This window comes from Bacillus atrophaeus (assembly GCF_001584335.1).
Taxonomy (GTDB): Bacteria; Bacillota; Bacilli; order Bacillales; family Bacillaceae; genus Bacillus; species Bacillus atrophaeus.
In genome coordinates, this window is record NZ_LSBB01000001.1 from 184313 (window position 1) to 201717 (window position 17405).

The 17405-nt window shown below is 42.6% G+C and carries 16 protein-coding genes and 3 pseudogenes; 15 read left to right on the forward strand and 4 right to left on the reverse strand.

Annotated elements, in window-relative coordinates; genetic code table 11:
* Window positions 1-7 precede the first annotated feature (7 nt).
* From AXI57_RS00885 to AXI57_RS21205, 8 genes and pseudogenes are all read left to right on the forward strand, one after another.
* Window positions 8-604: a type 2 periplasmic-binding domain-containing protein gene (locus tag AXI57_RS00885; RefSeq protein ID WP_061668970.1), complete on the forward strand. Its 597-nt coding sequence runs from the start codon at window positions 8-10 to the stop codon at window positions 602-604.
* A complete protein-coding gene (locus AXI57_RS00890; protein ID WP_061668971.1) occupies window positions 585-1811 on the forward strand; it encodes a DUF6421 family protein in 1227 nt (408 codons plus the stop codon). Before AXI57_RS00885 ends, AXI57_RS00890 begins: the two co-directional genes overlap by 20 nt.
* Before the next feature lie 14 nt (window positions 1812-1825).
* Window positions 1826-3130 carry a valine--pyruvate transaminase gene (locus AXI57_RS00895; protein ID WP_061668972.1) on the forward strand — a complete coding sequence of 435 codons (1305 nt, stop codon included), beginning with the start codon at window positions 1826-1828 and terminating at the stop codon, window positions 3128-3130.
* A gap of 306 nt (window positions 3131-3436) precedes the next feature.
* Window positions 3437-5278 carry a beta-glucoside-specific PTS transporter subunit IIABC gene (locus tag AXI57_RS00900; RefSeq protein ID WP_061668973.1) on the forward strand — a complete coding sequence of 614 codons (1842 nt, stop codon included), beginning with the start codon at window positions 3437-3439 and terminating at the stop codon, window positions 5276-5278.
* Window positions 5279-5295: 17 nt separating this feature from the next.
* The gene (locus tag AXI57_RS00905) at window positions 5296-6705 is read left to right on the forward strand and encodes an aryl-phospho-beta-d-glucosidase (protein ID WP_061668974.1); all 1410 of its coding nucleotides are present in this window, start codon (window positions 5296-5298) and stop codon (window positions 6703-6705) included.
* Between the two features lie 102 nt (window positions 6706-6807).
* Window positions 6808-7254 carry a universal stress protein gene (locus tag AXI57_RS00910; RefSeq protein WP_003326258.1) on the forward strand — a complete coding sequence of 149 codons (447 nt, stop codon included), beginning with the start codon at window positions 6808-6810 and terminating at the stop codon, window positions 7252-7254.
* A 455-nt stretch (window positions 7255-7709) separates the two neighbouring features.
* A complete protein-coding gene (locus AXI57_RS21655) occupies window positions 7710-7886 on the forward strand; it encodes a hypothetical protein (RefSeq protein ID WP_169800238.1) in 177 nt (58 codons plus the stop codon).
* A 512-nt stretch (window positions 7887-8398) separates the two neighbouring features.
* Window positions 8399-8518 (forward strand): annotated as a pseudogene (locus AXI57_RS21205) (hypothetical protein); the annotation flags it as partial.
* A 176-nt stretch (window positions 8519-8694) separates the two neighbouring features.
* Here the strand turns inward: AXI57_RS21205 and AXI57_RS00925 are convergent.
* Window positions 8695-9426, reverse strand: coding sequence for a 2OG-Fe dioxygenase family protein (locus tag AXI57_RS00925; RefSeq protein WP_061668977.1), 732 nt, complete (start codon window positions 9424-9426; stop codon window positions 8695-8697).
* A gap of 172 nt (window positions 9427-9598) precedes the next feature.
* Between AXI57_RS00925 and AXI57_RS00930 the strand changes: the two genes are divergently transcribed.
* The 6 genes and pseudogenes from AXI57_RS00930 to AXI57_RS00955 all read left to right on the forward strand — a co-directional run.
* Window positions 9599-10342, forward strand: a complete 744-nt coding sequence (locus AXI57_RS00930; RefSeq protein ID WP_061668978.1) for an SDR family NAD(P)-dependent oxidoreductase — start codon at window positions 9599-9601, stop codon at window positions 10340-10342.
* 66 nt (window positions 10343-10408) lie between these two features.
* Window positions 10409-11338: a DMT family transporter gene (locus tag AXI57_RS00935; RefSeq protein WP_061668979.1), complete on the forward strand. Its 930-nt coding sequence runs from the start codon at window positions 10409-10411 to the stop codon at window positions 11336-11338.
* Window positions 11339-11527: 189 nt separating this feature from the next.
* Window positions 11528-12592, forward strand: coding sequence for a pectate lyase family protein (locus tag AXI57_RS00940; RefSeq protein WP_061668980.1), 1065 nt, complete (start codon window positions 11528-11530; stop codon window positions 12590-12592).
* A gap of 160 nt (window positions 12593-12752) precedes the next feature.
* Window positions 12753-13006, forward strand: a pseudogene (locus AXI57_RS21885) (hypothetical protein); the annotation flags it as partial.
* A 243-nt stretch (window positions 13007-13249) separates the two neighbouring features.
* Window positions 13250-13849 (forward strand): hypothetical protein, encoded by a 600-nt coding sequence (locus AXI57_RS00950; RefSeq protein ID WP_061668982.1) that lies wholly within the window; start codon window positions 13250-13252, stop codon window positions 13847-13849.
* A gap of 66 nt (window positions 13850-13915) precedes the next feature.
* Window positions 13916-14225, forward strand: a pseudogene (locus AXI57_RS00955) (RHS repeat-associated core domain-containing protein); the annotation flags it as partial.
* Between the two features lie 107 nt (window positions 14226-14332).
* Here the strand turns inward: AXI57_RS00955 and AXI57_RS00960 are convergent.
* Complete coding sequence (locus AXI57_RS00960) at window positions 14333-14890, reverse strand: DUF2812 domain-containing protein (RefSeq protein ID WP_061668984.1); 558 nt, start codon at window positions 14888-14890, stop codon at window positions 14333-14335.
* Between the two features lie 2 nt (window positions 14891-14892).
* On the reverse strand, window positions 14893-15228 hold the full coding sequence (locus tag AXI57_RS00965) for a PadR family transcriptional regulator (RefSeq protein ID WP_061668985.1): 336 nt from the start codon (window positions 15226-15228) through the stop codon (window positions 14893-14895).
* Window positions 15229-15391: 163 nt separating this feature from the next.
* Between AXI57_RS00965 and AXI57_RS00970 the strand changes: the two genes are divergently transcribed.
* On the forward strand, window positions 15392-16540 hold the full coding sequence (locus tag AXI57_RS00970) for a rhamnogalacturonan acetylesterase (protein WP_061668986.1): 1149 nt from the start codon (window positions 15392-15394) through the stop codon (window positions 16538-16540).
* Window positions 16541-16545: 5 nt separating this feature from the next.
* On the opposite strand, the gene AXI57_RS00975 is transcribed toward AXI57_RS00970, so the two are convergent.
* A complete protein-coding gene (locus AXI57_RS00975; protein ID WP_061668987.1) occupies window positions 16546-17358 on the reverse strand; it encodes a pentapeptide repeat-containing protein in 813 nt (270 codons plus the stop codon).
* Between the last annotated feature and the right edge of the window lie 47 nt (window positions 17359-17405).

Consider the following 17405-nt stretch of genomic DNA (forward strand, 5'->3'; position numbering starts at 1 on the left):
GGCCAAAATGATTGTAACCGCGGAAGAAAAGAAATCAGTTACGCTGCAAAAGACAATTGTCCATACGTTAGGTCCTGCAGGCACTAATTGTGAAAAGGCCGGTTATCTTTGGCTTGAAAATCAGGGTCTGAAGGGTGAGGTACGGCTGTACGGCACTCTTGAGGAAGCGCTGATGCATGTAAAGGAGACGGAACATTCAGTACTTTTGGGGTGTGCTGTCTATCCGCTTTTACACAATGTCGTTTTTGAAAATCTGCTTGATATGGAAATTATCGATAGCTTTGTGATGCCTACCTATAGCATGGTTCTTGCCGCCAAACAGGACATCGGCCATAAGGATATCGGAACAATTGCTTCCCACCCTGCGCCGGCTCATTTGGCAAAGCTTTTCAGCGATAATGTCCAATTAGTCAACAGCAATTCACAAGCCGCGCTGGATTGTTCGTCGGGCCATACAGATGCCTGCATTACCACACTCAAAGCCGCTGCGGAGAACCACTTACATGTTGTAAAAGACTTTGGCGAAGTGCCGATGTGCTTTACGATTCACGGGTTAAAGAATAAACCTGATATGGAGGATGACTATGCTGACAGTCACGAATGATCTAATTGAAACGGTAAAAACAAAAATTGTTCCTCTTGTACACGAAATTCAGCAGTACCAGCATTTCAAAGGACAGATTGAAAAAAATGAAGACCGGGCAAAGCAGCTTCTTGCTGAACTGGTAAAAGACGCAAAAACAATCTGGCAATCGCTGAAGCTGGAAGAGGTCGGGGAAGCGTTTGAACAGGATGTATCTGACTGGATCAGCCGCGGTCTGAACGAAACGCCGTATTTTGACCGCACACTGACAGCATACCGTCCGCCGAATAATCATGAGACGACCTTTTTTCTGGCGCCGATTGTGACGCCAAACGGACCGCATAAGAAAGGCAGTTTTTTTGAAGCCTTTTTAGCGAGCCGAGAGGAGCCGGATATGATGATTCCGATTGAAGAAGAGCTGCCGCATCCGCAAAATGGCTGTCAATCATTAAAGCTCTTAGCAGGGTCAAAGGGATTCACCGAAGAAAAATGTATCGTGTTTTTCCCGGAGAACGTCAAAACACGCGAGAAAATTACTTCTCAAACGTTTGCGATTTTCTACTTTAATAAATTTTATCAAATTTACAATGATGATACGCTGATCAGAGCGCGTAATATATTTGAAAACATGACATTCAAGTCATCTGATATTAATCCTGAAGATACATATGAAGCGAGGGTGCTGTGGGGCTATCTGCACGACTATTATCACCACTGCGGAAATAAGCCTTTTAACAAACATATCCAAGCAAAAATGAACTTTTTTGCCGGTATATTAGAAGAAATTAAAGTAGATTGCCAGACGATCATCACTTTATTTGAGCGCAAATTTCCGTATTGGGAAGAAATTATTGAATTTGTCTTATTTGAACGGCTTCTGCGTTATCCGAGCCAGCATAATGCCGCGCAAAACTTTGATTCTGGCACAGGGTTTTTCTTATTCAGCTGGCTGATGGATAACAGCCAGTCGATCCAAAAAGGGCAAACCAAGCCTCTGTCTCTCAATCTTGAACTATGTATCAATGATCTGAAAACGCTGGTTGCCGAAATAGAAGAGCTGGAAAAAATTGAGGATGATTTGGTCTATAAAAAGCAGGCCGAGCAATTTGTGAGACACTTCCTGCCGCCGGGCGCTGAGGGCGACCGCTTCAGTATTCCTGAACAATATGTCATTTACAGCCGCAATGCCGCGATTGAGACGCCTTACTTAGTATTTAACCAAGATTAATAAAGAAAGCTGGAATGGAATTGAATCTAAAGCTAAGTCGAATCGGACAAAAAATGAGCCGGAAAGTCGGAGTCAGGGCCATTATGGGAGACATACAGGAGGTGCTTGCCTCCGGCTCTGACCAATATACGAATCTGAGTGTAGGGAACCCAAGCATTCTGCCGGAAGTGACGGCAGTGTGGGAGTCTAAGCTGAAAGAGCTGCTTCTGGATGAAGCATTTCCTTCGATTATCAGCCAGTATGGGTCAAGCTACGGAACAGATGAGCTGATTGAGAGTGTCGTTCGATTCTTTAATAACGAATACGGCCTCACACTTGATCGGTCAAACGTGCTGATCACCGCCGGCAGCCAGAATTTGTTTTTTCTTGCCATTAATGCTTTTTGCGGAGTTGGAGCAGACTCTAAACTGAAAAAGGCATTGATTCCGATGCTTCCTGATTACTCCGGTTATAGCGGGGTGGCGCTGGACGAGACGATGATAGAGGGCATTTCGCCAATCGTGTCCAAGCTGGATGATCACACATTTCGTTATGAATTAGACAAAGAGGCGTTTTTGGAAAAAATGTACAACGACCCGGATATCGGGGCTGTGGTTCTGTCACGGCCAAACAATCCATGCGGAAATATCCTTTCAGGTGAGGATATTGAAGCGATATCAAAGGTCTGCGGAGAGCTGAACATTCCGTGCCTTATTGATTCCGCTTATGCACCTCCATTTCCGGCTATCAATTTTGTTGAGATGGAGCCGGTGTTTCATGAATCTATTATTCACTGCCTGAGTATTTCCAAGACAGGCCTCGCCGGGGAAAGGGTTGGGATTGCGATTGGGTCTGCCGCTTTTATTCAAATCATGGAAGCTTTTCAATCGAATGCCTCCATTCATTCATCTAGGCTGGGCCAATGCATGGTGGCGGCCGCCATTAATGACGGAAGCCTTGTGTCAGTATCCAAGACATCTATCAGGCCCTATTATAAGAAAAAATTTGCGGTGCTCGAAGAAGCGCTGATAAACGCCATGCCTCTTGATAAAAAGTGGTTTTTACACAAAGGAGAAGGATCGCTGTTCGCATGGATCTGGTTTGAAGACTTGCCGGTCGGTGACATGGAGTTATATGAAACATTGAAAGCGCATTATGTCATTGTTGTTCCGGGCTCTTCTTTTTTCCATAATACAAGCAAGCGAACAGACCATGAACAGCGCTGTATCAGAATCAGCCTGACTGTTTCAGACGAAGAAATGAGAAAAGGAATTGAGACGTTAGCCGCTGTGATATCAAGTATATATGATGCTCATAAAGAAAGTTTGAACATGATTTGACAGGAAAAGATGATGTAATAAACGTCATCTTTTTTTGCTATGAAAGCGTTGACATTATCAAAACCTGGTGCTAAGGTATAGCTACAAACCAATACAGCAATTCTCTAGGATTGTTACTGTGTAAACAGGCAAAACCTAAATTATGTCAGTGTGAGGGGCAACTCTCGTAAACTGCGTAATTTAGGTTTTTTTTATTTCAATGTTGGAGGTGATGCGGCATTTTATGTACTGACTCATACCAAAAAACCTGGAGAAAGGCGGCCACCTTCCATCCAGGTTATTCCCCCAAAAATAGGAGGTATACACATGGACTATCATAAAGTATCAAAAGAGATATTACAACTTGTCGGCGGTGAGGAGAACGTCCAGAGTGTGATCCATTGTATGACAAGGCTGCGTTTCAACCTTCATGACAATGCCAAAGCGGATCGGAGCCGTTTGGAGCAGATGGACGGCGTCATGGGCACGAACATCAGCGGCGAACAATTCCAAATCATTATCGGAAATAACGTGCCGAAGGTGTATAAAGCATTATTAGAAAACAGCGGGCTCAGCGAGGAAAACACGAAGGGAGCATCAGGACAGAAAAAGAATGTGCTGAGTGCCCTTTTTGATGTCATTTCCGGAGTCTTTACACCGATTTTGCCGGCGATTGCCGGAGCGGGGATGATTAAAGGGCTTCTCGCGTTAGCGGTGACATTTGGATGGATGGCAGAGACGAGTCAGGCTCACACCATTCTCACAGCAATAGGGGATGGCGCATTTTACTTCTTGCCGATGCTGCTTGCGGTGAGCGCGGCGAGAAAGTTCGGAAGCAATCCGTATGTGGCGGCTGCTATAGCCGGAGCCATTTTGCATCCGGATTTAACGGCGCTGCTTGGTTCAGGAAAAAGCATTTCTTTTATAGGGCTTCCTGTAACCGCTGCCACTTACTCGTCGACTGTCATCCCGATTTTATTGGCGATTTGGATGACCTCATATGTGGAGAAATGGATTGACCGGGTCACTCCTTCTTCACTCAAGCTGATTGTGGTTCCGACGCTTACGTTAGTCATTGTGGTGCCGGTTACTTTAATGACGGTCGGCCCTTTAGGCGCCATTCTTGGAGATTATCTGTCTGTGGGCGTAAATTATTTATTTGACCACGCGGGTATTGTGGCAATGATTCTGCTTGCCGGTACGTTCTCACTGATTATTATGACCGGCATGCATTATGCTTTGGTGCCGATCATGATCAATAACATTGCGCAAAACGGACACGATTATATTCTGCCTGCGATGTTTTTGGCGAATATGGGGCAGGCCGGGGCATCATTTGCCGTCTTTTTAAAATCAAAAAATAAGAAATTCAAGTCACTGGCTTTCACAACAAGCATTACTGCTTTAATGGGCATCACGGAGCCTGCGATGTACGGAGTAAATATGAGACTGAAAAGACCGTTTGCGGCTGCTTTAATAGGCGGAGCGGCAGGCGGAGCATTTTACGGTGTGACGGGCGTTGCTTCTTATATTGTCGGCGGAAATGCCGGTCTTCCAAGCATTCCGATATTCATCGGACCAACGTTTTTGTATGCGGTGATAGGACTTGTGATTTCCTTCGCAGCGGGTACGGCTGCGGCGTATCTTATCGGCTTTGAGGATGTACAGGCGGAAGGAAGCAATGAAACGGCTGAGAAGGCACCGGAGATGAAAGTAGACGGTGAGATGATTCACAGTCCGATTAAAGGAGAAGTCAAAGCGTTAAGCGAAGTCAATGATAGTGTGTTTTCTGCAGAAATTATGGGAAAAGGGTTTGCGATTGTGCCGGAAGAAGGGCTAGCCGTAGCTCCGGTATCCGGCATTATCACGGCTGTATTTAAAACAAAACACGCAATCGGTATAACAAGCGACCGGGGGGCGGAGGTTCTCATCCATATCGGGCTTGATACCGTACAGCTGGATGGCCGGCATTTTGATGTCCTTGTGAAAGAAGGCGACAACGTTTCACCGGGCGATCCGCTCGTGTCCTTTGATATCGAAAAGATCAAAGCGGCCGGGTACGATGTCATCACCCCGGTTATTATCACCAACACAGATCAATATGCAGTCACAGCAGTGAAAGAAAGCGGCACAGTAAAAACAAATGAAGCGCTACTGGCGTTATCCTAAATATGAGGTGAAAAAACATGAGTGCACATGAAAAAAGATTTCCAGAAGGATTTTTATGGGGCGGCGCAGTTGCCGCCAACCAAGTTGAGGGAGCCTATAACCAAGGCGGCAAGGGACTTTCCACGGCGGACGTCTCACCAAACGGCATCATGTCCCCGTTTGATGAATCTAAGGATGCGTTAAACCTTTATCATGCCGGCATTGATTTTTACCATCGCTATAAAGAGGATATCGCTTTATTCGCTGAGATGGGTTTTAAAGCTTTCCGCACCTCCATTGCCTGGACAAGAATTTTTCCAAACGGTGATGAAGAAGAACCAAATGAAGAAGGACTGCAATTTTACGACAATGTCTTTGATGAACTGAAAAAACACAATATTGAACCTGTCATCACCATTTCTCACTATGAAATGCCGCTAGGCCTTGTGAAAAACTACGGCGGCTGGAAAAACCGTAAAGTGGTTGAGTTTTATGAGCGCTATGCCCGAACCGTTTTGAATCGTTATAAAGACAAAGTGAAGTATTGGATGACGTTTAATGAAATCAACGTTGTGCTTCATGCTCCGTTCACAGGCGGCGGTCTTGTGTTTCAAGAAGGAGAAAATAAGAAAAACGCAATGTACCAAGCGGCTCACCACCAATTCGTGGCAAGCGCGCTGGCGGTTAAGGCGGGACATGAAATTATCCCTGATTCACAAATCGGCTGTATGATTGCCGCCACAACAACCTATCCGATGACGCCAAAGCCGGAGGATGTGCTGGCTGCGCTTGAAAAGGAAAGAAGCACACTTTTCTTCTCAGACGTACAAGCAAGAGGCGCTTACCCAGGCTATATGAAACGCTTCTTTAAAGAGAATGATATTTCAATAGAGATGCATCCGGGGGATGAGAAGCTTCTGAAGGAACATACGGTTGATTACATCGGCTTCAGCTATTACATGTCCATGACAGCAAGCACCGACCCTGAGGATCTTGCGAAATCAGGGGGCAATCTGCTGGGCGGTGTGAAAAATCCATATCTCAAATCATCAGAATGGGGCTGGCAGATTGACCCGAAAGGACTCAGAATTACGCTGAATACGTTATATGACCGTTACCAAAAACCGCTTTTCATTGTTGAAAACGGACTGGGCGCTGTTGATCAGATCGAAGAAGACGGTACCATTCAAGATGACTACCGGATCAACTATTTGCGCGATCATTTAAAGGAAGCGAGAGAAGCCATCGCAGACGGCGTGAAATTAATCGGTTATACGTCATGGGGCCCAATTGATCTGATCAGTGCCTCAACCGCTGAGATGAAAAAACGGTACGGCTATATCTATGTCGATCGTGACAATGACGGAAATGGCACATGTAAGCGAATCAAAAAGAAGAGCTTCAGCTGGTATCAGCAGGTGATCGCAACGAACGGAGAGAGTCTCTGACAACTTTATGAAAAAACATACACGGCAATTGACAATAACAGACAGCAGGCGGACAATAAAGGAGAAAGATGAACCACCCACAGTCCGAAAGGCGGGAAGCGTATGTTTAACAAAATGTTAGTTGCAATTGACGGGTCAGAAATGAGTGCAAAAGCCCTTGATGCCGCAGTGCATCTGGCAAAAGAACAGCAGGCAGAACTAAGCATCCTTCATGTGGGGAGAGAAGCCGTCGTAGCGACTTCTTCTCTGACCGGGATTGTCTATGTACCAGAACATTTTATTGATGAAATCAGGCAAGAAGTCAAAAAAGAAGGCTTACACATCCTTGAGAACGCGAAAGCGAAAGCAGCCGAGAGCGGCGTTCAAGCCGAAATCATCTACGCGCAGGGAGAGCCGGCACACGAGATTTTAAATAACGCAAAAGAGAAAGGCGTCAGCCTGATCATCGTCGGAAGCCGGGGCATCAGCGGACTGAAAGAAATGATGCTTGGAAGCGTCAGCCATAAAGTGTCTCAATTATCACCTTGTCCGGTTTTAATTGTTCGTTAGAAAAAGTGATTGGGTTTAATTTTTAAAGAAAAATCCGATTGCAATCTTTAAATTAAGATATCTTATACCATCGATATAGAAGAGTGGACGATTTGTAATAATTAATCAGGAAAAAGCTGTAGAAGTTTATGTAAGGAAATTAAATTCTAATTAGAGGGAGCTAATAAGCTCTCTTTTTTATTTCAAAACTATATATAATGAGTAAGAGCTAGTTACTATTATAAAATATATGAAAAATAGTAATCATAAAAATAATACCAAGAGCTTTAAAATAATTAAAGTCTAAATCGTAATTAAAATTATAAGTGAAATAACCAAAAACAAAGTATAAATTCACCTTTTTATCTTATGTAAATTTATGTATAATGAGCATTAGCAAATATACAGGAGATTCGATATGAAATAATAGTTCGATCTCCAAATATTGATAAACAAAGTTTCATGAAAACTTTAGATTGGTTAAATTTTCGGCAAGCACTCTTGGTGATATTGAAGAGGTAGATGATAATCATCCAATTATGAAGTTAATTATGGAAAATGAGCATGAGTTGGAAATTTTTAAGAAGAAAGATCCTGAATTATTTGAACAACAAAACCAAACTTTAATAAAATTAGTAAAAAGTGTAAATTAAAATGAACAGTTTTTTTTTTAGACAATCAAACAGAAATAAAAAAACAAGCCGATGCAGAGTTAGGATTTGATTAAACAATTTTTAGAAACTATTATAAAGGGTGAAAGAGATTGATAAACTATATTATTGGCGGGATTATATGTTTATTATTCGCCTATTTAATTGGTGTGAAAAAAATATTAGTCCTATTAATAAATTACAATGACTTCACTTTTTTAGGTGATAAGGAAAAGTTATCAAAAAGGATGGGAATTATACTATTTATAATTGGAGTATTCACTATATTCATGCCTTTGTTACTTATGGTTTTTGGCGTTTTAATAAAAAGCATATATATAGCCATAATTATTGCTTTGGTCTTACTGGCATCTTTATTTATTGTAGTTCCATACTTTCAAATCAAATAAATGACTTCATTCGCTATAATATAGTTCAAGGGAAAGAGCTTAGAATTTATGCACAATCGGCCGTAACAGGTTCGTCCTTTGGATTGTAGTTATAAATGCAGTATCCGCCCGGATCTTTATCAGACACTGATCTTTGCGGGTATGGCTTTAACGCTTGTGAGGGGGCAGGGGAAAGCGGATGTAGCTGCTGAAGAAAAGGATTTAGAAGAAGAATTTCAATCATGAACTCACGACAGCCTTTTTTGAATTTCAACCACACGATATACTGGATTAATTTCACCGTTTAACCCCTATATATTGTGTCTTGAGACAATAATAAATAAGAAAATGAGGGTTTCTTTGACATACATCTTCAAAACCCCCACTTTCTCTTTAAACTGAGCACCTCTTGGGCGCTTTTTTTATCTATTAGAAAATGTAACCAATAATATATCGCGATGTGCGCCATCTTCATTGGCAGTGCCGACCGGTGTTACCGCATGAAAGACTTTTTGCCCGAGAGCGATCGTTTCAAGAGGGTGCGTCAGCCGCAGCACTTTATCAATTTGTTTGACAGACGGAGCAATCAAGTTATCCCCGCCGATGGCATCCTCGCTCAGTTTAAACAAATGGACGAATACAAGCGGTTCATCATCGCGGTGCAGCCAAATGGGAGAACTGTATGACGGCGCGTCAGGTGTCACATGATATCTGATTTGATGGAGCCCGACAATCACTTCTTTCTCCCAATCTACTAAATCGGTTTGGCGGGCAATTTCTACATTTGTTTTAATCATATACTGCGTCACTGGATGCAGCAGAAACTCATCTGATATTTTCTCGAATTGTCTGACGGTTCCTCCGTCATCATAATTATATTCTTTTGATTGAAAATATCCATTATCGGGGTCTAATTCAAGGGTGTCGGAGTTAGGGGCCAGAATATACCGGGAGTGCGCTCTATAACGGCCTCCTCCTTTAGGATCTGCTTTCAAAGCATCATATGTAGTCTGTAATTCGCGGACTGCGGTGTTTTCCGTTTTCTGCTGGTAGAAATCTGCTGGAATATACGAATAACCGTTTTCCGATAAAAAAGAAGCGTAGTTAAAAATGTCGGGTTTTACCTGTTTTTGCACGTTTGAAACCTGAACCATTCTGATCTCTCCTTAAAAAGTAGATGATTTTTTCTGCAAAATCCTGTATGATAGAAAATGTGGAAAATAGAGGGTTTAATCTACTTTAAAATATTTGTAATAGATTGTCAAACTATAATTGTAGTATTCAGATTATTGCAAATTAACAAAATGGAAAAGGGCAGAATGTAAAATGGCGAAAAAAAAGAATATAATGATTACTGGGGCAAACAGCGGAATCGGCTTTGCGGCGGTGAAGCAATTTCTAGCAGACGGCTTTCAGGTTGTTGGAGCAGATATTCATACGAATAAAATGTCAGAATTTATTGTAAACAGCGGCTTTCACATGGAAGAAGCTGACTTGTCTGATGTCCAGCAAGCGGAATCTTTGATACCAAAGCTTGAACAAAGCCAACTGATTCCGGACATCTTAATCAATGCGGCAGGGATAAGGGAAATTACCCCTGTTCTTGAGTTATCAGCAGAATCATTCAAAAAAGTCATAGACATTAATCTTACGGCAGCCTTTATTCTTTCCCGGGATGCGGCAAGGCTGTGGTCTAAGTGTGGAAAACAAGGCTCTATTATCAATATCGCCTCTGTGTCCGGGCTGATGGCAGAGCCTGCGCGGGCTGCCTATGTGTCTTCCAAGCATGCGGTCATCGGATTGACGAAGCAGCTCGCTATGGAATTCGGATCAAAGGGAATCAGGGTGAACAGCATTTCACCGGGGGTCATCCAAACAGAGCTGACGGAAGAGTATTTTCAAGACGATGAAATGGTTCAGCTAATCAAAGATAACCATGCCCTTCATACGTGGGGGCAGCCGAGTGATATCGTTTCCTGTATGAAGTATTTAGCTTCTGATGAGGCGCACTTTATTACAGGCTCTAACTTTGTTATTGACGGCGGCTGGACGGCCGGCAAGAAACTATAATAAAAGGAAAAGCACCTTGCAGTTGGGGTGCTTTTCCAATACATAACTGGAGGTAGAATACGTTTGATGCAGCAAGATCTCTCAATCACACCAAAACAAAAATCAACAGCCGTGCTGAAAATGGTCATCTCCATGGTGATTTTCGGTTCTATCGGCTTTTTTTCTGAACATACCAATCTGCCATCTTTTGAATTGGTCTTTGTCCGATGCCTGTGCGCAACCCTGTTTTTAGGCGTATGCTGGCTTGTTACGGGGCAGTTTAAAACCGAAAAGTGGAGCAGGAGAGAAGTGATTCAAACGCTGGCCTGCGGCTTCTTCCTCGTGTTTAACTGGGTATTTTTATTTAAATCATTTGAAGAAACGTCCGTAACCATTGCCATTTCCGTTTATCATCTGGCGCCGGTGCTGGTCCTGCTGCTCGGAAGCGTCATCTACCGGGAAAAATTAAATGTGATTTCCGTCAGCTCGATTATCATCTGTTTTTTCGGAACCGCATTAATTTCAGGCATCAATAAGGATATGTCATTCAGCCAGCTGATGGGGTCCGGAATTATTTGGGCGGTGCTTGCCGCGTTATTTTACGCTTTTACGACATTACTTGGGAAGGGCATTAACAATCTCAGTCCCTATGCCACGACCTTTTTGCAAACGGGATTGGGCGTTGTGCTGTTAATTCCATTTATACACTTTGGACTCTTTTCTCATCTATCACAAGGTAATTGGACCATGGTGGTGTCGACGGGGATTATTCATACCGGGATCGTCTACTTGCTGTTTTTTGACAGCCTGCGGTTTCTGTCCACCAAATTTATTTCGGTTATCGTCTTTCTTGATCCGGCTGTCGCGATTATTTTGGACACCGCGTTCACCGGTTTTCGCCCTGATCTTTTCCAAACACTTGGCATTGTCTTGATTTTTGCCGGAATGGCGCTGACCCTTGTCAAAAAGCAGCGGCCGGCAAAAGCAGAAGCTAAGAAGGCAGAGAGCTCAATATAAAAAAGGTTGCAGCCAGCATGTGATGACAATCTGCTGGCTTTTTTGTGCTGCTTCACATGCAAAAGAGCAGCTCTTACCTTCTATTATTATAATGTAAAATGATACCATTAGATCATGTGAGTGAAATGATGAAAATGTATAATTTTTCTTATTATATCATTTTCATAATGATGGAAGGAGTTATTTATAATGACAAAAAAAATGCGTTATCTTACTTTCTTTATATCTGTGGGACTTGCACTTTGTTTGGCCTTCACAAGTTCCGCTCCGCAGCCGGCAAAAGCGGCAGCGAATTACCCCGATGTGATACAGGGACTCACAGGGTTTGCCGGAAACGCAAAAGACCATAATGGCAAGTCGAAATCCGCAGTATCAGGAGGCCAGGGCGGTTCTGTCGTCTACGTCAATAACCTCAACGACTTAAAAACCCATGTCTCCGGCACTGACCGCAAGACAGTCGTCATTACCGGCGATATCTCCTCATCCGGAAAAGCCACTGTGACGGTCGGCGCAAACAAAACCATTGTCGGCTCATACGTCAGCCATAGATTGACCAATATTTATATAACAACAGGCTCTAGCTCGAATAATGTCATTTTCAAAAATCTCATTATCGGACATAGTGCTTCAATTACCGGAAATAACGACATCCCTATGTACATAGCGCATGGGCAAAATTACTGGATTGACCATGTAACCTTTGAAGGACACAGCTACAATCCCAATAGCCGCGATGATTTAGGGAAACTGCTTTATGTAGGGGCAAAAGCTGATTTTGTCACGCTGTCCAACTCTAAATTCACGGACCATCGGTACGGGCTTATCCTCGGCTATCCAAACGATGACAGCCAAGGAAAAAATTATATTGGGTACCCCCATATGACGATCGCCAACAACTACTTTAATAACGTCTATGTACGCGCGCCGGGACTCATGAGATACGGCTACTTTCATGCCAAAAATAACTATATGACCAACTTCAACCTAGGCTTCACCATTCACACAAACGCAACCGTATATTCGGAAGCCAACTACTTCGGAAATGGGAACGAAAAAGGCGGAATGATTGATGACTACGGCACGGCGCAATTCAAAGACGTCGGCTCATTCCCGGCCCTCACAGCCCCAAAATCCCCGCTGACCGGCTGGAACCCGAGGACAAACTACAGCTACTCAGCCATGACAGCCCAAAACGCGAAAAACTACGCGCAATCTTATGCAGGGGCACAGAACTCAGCATTGGTTTATCCATAAAATAAGCAAGCCGGCACCTTATGGGGTGTCGGTTTTTTTGTGAGAATTGTAGGTTTCAATAAAGAATGATATTAATGAATATAGGTCTAATAACCCCCTTTCTTTAAATTAACCTTAAATAAATAGAAGAATATTGAATAATTAATTCAATAATATTACTGTTACAAAGGTGAACGATGAAAGCATGTCAAACGATAAAAACGGCAACCCCACATCCGACGGCAGATTCACATATACGTGGGATGCGGAAGATAACCTAACCGCCGTTACGAATAAAGGCGAAGAAAAGCCTTTCGCAACATACAAGTATGACGAAAAAGGAAACAGAATCCAGAAAACTGTCAACGGAAAGCCACGAAATATTTCTATGACGGAGACAGCCTGAACGTCTTGTACGAAACTGACGCAGACAACAAACCTCTAGATTCAACAATTATTCTACTAATGTAAGAAGAACTTGTGAAAAAAATTTAAGAAGACAAGGATGGAGAAAATCAGTTCATCATGGTGGTGTTATTAGCATGAAGAAAAATGGAAATAAGTATTCTATAAGAAAACATGCTAATTCAAGGTCCTTATTCAACCGCAGAATATACGCCTAAAGGAAGAAAAAAATTCACACATAAAATCAGAATGCGACATTAAAGGAGACATCAGATGAACCACTATTTTATTGATCATCCTAAGGAGTTAAAAGTCTATCAATCCATGATTAATTCCTTATGTCACGTAGATCAAACATTGCCCGAACAAGTTTTTAAACAAAGGAAAAAATATTATTTATTCGAGGAATTCCATTGGGTATTATCTGATGAAAGCTGGGAAATGTTACGAAGTTTAGCTCATCACTATCAGGATGAGTTTATATTAATGGCGGTGCTAGATAATCCTGATCAAATAAACCAGTTTTACGATGATTTTGAATACTTCAATTGGATAAAGATTCCCTTGCATATAACTGCAGAAGAATACCTTTCAATCTTAACAGATTATCCAAAACACAGTAAAAATGATTGTATCATGAATATTGCCTCTCGCGTTGTTTGGGCTTCACCGACTTTGAAGTGGGCGATTTATGGAGAGAGAGAATTTGAAATCTGTATTTTAGAGATCGATCATCCGGATGTAGGAAAACCGTTAGCATCTTGGAGACCGTTAGATGACGTTGTCTTAGATTGGATATCCGTTGTATTTTATGACCAAATCATACCGGATGAATTTAAGAATAAATTGATAAACAATTATGCATCATATTGAATCGGACTGTAAGTATATCCTAAACAAGATTATCATAAAAAGCGTCATTGTCACCTCTAACAGTGCTATCAATACGACACATGGGGAACGCGACAAAAACAGAAGCAAGCGATGAAGTAAAAGACAACCGCTACCGCTTCGCAGGTTATCAATATGATGAAGAAACCAGTTTTTACTGCTTAATGGTCAGCTACTATGAGCAGAAAAACGGCGTGTTCTTATCACTTGACCCAGATTCGGGCAGTGACGGGGATTCATTGGATCAGAATGGGTATGCGTATGGGAAAAACAACCCTGTCTGAATGTTGATCCGGATGGGCATTGGGTGTGGCTTGTGATGAATTCAGGATTTGCGGCTTATGACGCTTATAAAGCACTGCATTGCTGTCAACTCATAGACTGCCTCTTAGGTTCTCAATGTGAAATGCATATAACGTAGAAAATGTTTGTCCGTAACAGAAATAAAAAGCAAAACCCCAGCCTTTACTCGAGGTTGGGGTTTCTGTGTTTGATCCGCCAAATTCTATAGACAGAGGCTGCGTAAGTGAAAATAGCCGGGATGGTGATGGCGATTAGAAAGACAAAAAGGAAGTGTATAGTGTTATTTAATATGGAAGCTTCATCAGAAATGAACACATTTCTGGTGACAGTGACAGTTGCAGTAAGAAAGAACATAAACAATGTGATATAGCGAAGGGTATATTCACTTTGTTTATATTTATCAATTTTTGTTGAACGGTCGGAGTAAATCGGCTTGGTTCCGGGTGCAGCGGCAAAGATGTGTGTGGTGTATTCGGAACAAACACGTTCCCATCCGGCGTTTTCGAATATTTCAAGGTATTCATCCATGCTGTCTTCATCGACGGCACGATAGTCAATGCTGTACGTCACATTCTGCGGCGCAGCTTTTCTAAGCTTATACCCCATAAAAGCAAATGAATCGAGCACCCAGCCTTTGCTGGCCATATCACTGAGTTTCTTCATATCTTTTTCTTCTGAAAAAGCCAAGCCTTCGGACATCATATATTTTTTCTGTTTCATGATTAATCCCCTTTCAATTGTTGAAAAGCGAGTTCGCCGTGTTCAGCCATCACTTTTCTGCGCTGAATTTCTTTTTTGAGTAATTCTTGGCCGTGCAGGGTTGTCTGGTACACTTTGCGGCGCGGGTTGTCATTGTTGACAAGCTCAATGATCTCTTCCTGCAGTAATTTCTTTAACAATGTATATAAGGTAGCTGGGCCGATCGTAAAGGAGTCATCGGTCATTTCCTCAATCTCCTGCATGATCGAATATCCGTGTTTTGGCTCCAGCAATGTTAAAACAATATAATAGGCTGGATCGGTGAGCTGATCCATTTCCTGCGGACGTTGCTTTGGCAAGTGGTCACCTCATTTCTTATATCAACTAATGATATATCACTTTTTGATATAATAAAATCTTCCTTTTGTTTTGTCAATGCAATTTTTTCTGCATTCAGTCATCATAAAGAAACAATCACCGAGTATGCATTAATGAATGCGTTTTCATACAGGGGGTTTCTTAATGAAAAAATGGATAGCGGCGGGTTTTGTGATGATGTTGATGTTGTGTTTCGACAAAATAGAGAGTATAAAGGCAGCGGAGCCGAAGGTGTATCAGTTTGACTTTGGGAGCGGTTCGATCGAGCCTGATTTCATTGGTGTAAAGGCGTCTGACCGTTATAATCCGTCAAAGGGCTACGGTTTTCAAACACCGGAGAATATGAAGGATGTGGCGGCATCCGGGACTGGTGTGAAGAGTGATGCGGTCCAATTTTTGGCGTATGGGACGAAAAGCGACAATACGTTTAATGTGGATCTTCCGAACGGTCTTTATGAGGTGAAGGTGACGCTGGGCAATACGGCGAGGGCAAGCGTGGCAGCGGAGGGTGTGTATCAGGTCATCAATATGACGGGAGACGGCGCGGAGGATACGTTCCAAATCCCTGTCACCGATGGGCAGCTGAATCTGCTGGTGACAGAGGGAAAAGCAGGCACCGCTTTTACGCTCAGCGCCCTGAAAATCAAGAAATTGTCTGATCAGCCGGTGACGAATCGAACCATCTATGTCGGCGGCGATTCGACGGTGTGCAATTATTATCCGCTCAACAGCAGCAAGCAGGCGGGCTGGGGGCAGATGCTGCCGCAATTCATGAAAAAGAATGCTTTTCAGGTGAGGAATATGGCGTCCGGCGGTCAGTTTGCCAGAGGTTTTCGGGATGACGGTCAATTAGAGGCCATTCTGAAATATATCAAACCGGGTGATTATTTTATTCTGCAGCTTGGCATTAATGACACGAATCCAAAAAACAATGAAACAGAAGCGGAATTTAAAGAAATCATGCGGGACATGGTGCGGCAGGTGAAGGCAAAAGGGGCTGAGGTCATTTTATCGGCGCCGCAGGGCAGAGCGACTGATTTCAACGCAGCAGGTGAACATACCGCCTTAAACAGGTGGTACAGAGCGTCTATTTTGGCGTTGGCAAAAGAAGAACAGACAGCGCTGATTGATCTCAACGTTCTCAGCTCCTCTTATTTTACATCCATAGGGCCGGAAAAAACGCTCGCGCTTTATATGGACGGAGATACGCTGCATCCGAACCGCGCAGGCGCCGGTGAACTTGCGCGCATTGTTGCTCAGGAATTGAAAAAACTAGGAGTGAACGGATTTTAGCGTCATTAACTCAGCCAATGCTCCGGGGTATTTATATAAAAAGGCAGTTTAGTTTGTCTATTGCCTTTTGCTGAATTGATTTGAGACTGAGTAAGAAATATAGCGCCGGTTAAGTTTGCGCCGCTTAAATCTGCATCTCGTAAATCTGCACCTATAAAATCAGACTTTCTTAAATCGGCATTTCTTAGATTTGTTGCTATGAAAAGTACGCCTCTTAAATTCGCACCCTGCAGGTTTACACCCTTTAAATTAGCCCCTAAATAATCTAATCCTTTTAGGGTCTTTGTGTTTTGCTGCTTCTGAATAAAGTCTTTACGGACTAATTCACTTGTCATAACGAGTATTTTATTAACAATTTCTCTATGCGAAGGTATGTCTAGCTCTAGTATTTCTTTAGGAGGAAGATTTGTCATCGTTATCGTTTTATGATAAATGTTTTTTATTTCAGTCTTGATCAACTGTGTTTCTTTTAAATCTAAAGCTTGACTGAGATAGCTGAGCATCTCATGTAATTGCTGGACAATAGGATATACAGCGAATATTTCACTTGCTTGTTTTGAATTATGACGCCAGCCATCTCCGTGATATATGTGTTGTGAAACATGTTGGCCGGCTCCAAAGCACTCATAGGAAACACAGCCGCGAAAACCCTTTTCTCTTAGCTGGTCATGTATGTTGCATCGATGATCTGAGAGCAAATTACGGCATGGTTCCCCGCCATCTTTATTAAACGCAAAGTCAGCAGACTTTGCATACGGCAAAGCGACACAACATAAACCAAAACAATTGTCACAGTCAGACTGTAAAAAGCTTCCCACAGTAAAACACTTCCCTTTGGCATTTTAGCTATACTTTTTTATCGTAT